Origin of the sequence: Arenibacter arenosicollis (assembly GCF_014397245.1) — a bacterium.
Taxonomy (GTDB): domain Bacteria; phylum Bacteroidota; class Bacteroidia; order Flavobacteriales; family Flavobacteriaceae; genus Arenibacter; species Arenibacter arenosicollis.
Genome location: NZ_JACLHY010000072.1, coordinates 1 through 582 on the forward strand (window position 1 = coordinate 1; position 582 = coordinate 582).

A 582-nucleotide genomic window follows, 5' to 3' on the forward strand; every position below is an offset into this window, starting at 1 on the left:
GCGGTAACCCATTGTTGCGAATCTTTGGTTTCTGCAATGGTATTTTCCGCCAATACCCGTGCAGCCTCCAACATTTGAACATCATTTTGAAGTGCCAGTGCCTGTAAGGGGGTATTGGTCTTCTGTCGCCTTACTTCGCAAATATCCCTATTGGGCGCATCAAAAATCGACATACTGGGTGGTGGTAGAGTCCTTTTCCACAAGGTATACAAAGATCGCCTATACAGTTTATCGCCTTCATCAGCCAGATAAGTGGTAAGAACTCCCCTATTACCACCAGCGTTGGTCTCTTCCCAAAGTCCTGGAGGCTGATAAGGTTTAACACTGGGTCCACCAATTTCCTTGTTCAACAGCCCGCTTGTGGCCAGAACATAATCCCGGATGATCTCCCCGCTCATCCTAAATCTTGGGGCCCTGGAAAGCCACTTGTTGTCGGGGTCCGCCTTTTTGGACTTCTCCGTGGCTATGGAACTTTGCTGGTAGGTGGCAGAGAGCATTATCTTCTTCAACAGATATTTAATGTCCCAATCGTGCTCCATAAAATCCTTTGCCAACCAATCCAACAATTGTGGATGGGAGGGC

Annotated in this window: 1 protein-coding gene; it reads right to left on the reverse strand. The window is 47.9% G+C overall.

The window, feature by feature from the left end; translation table 11 throughout:
* On the reverse strand, nucleotides 1–582 hold a 582-nt coding region (locus H4O18_RS21900), incomplete at both ends, for a DUF1553 domain-containing protein (protein WP_187588651.1).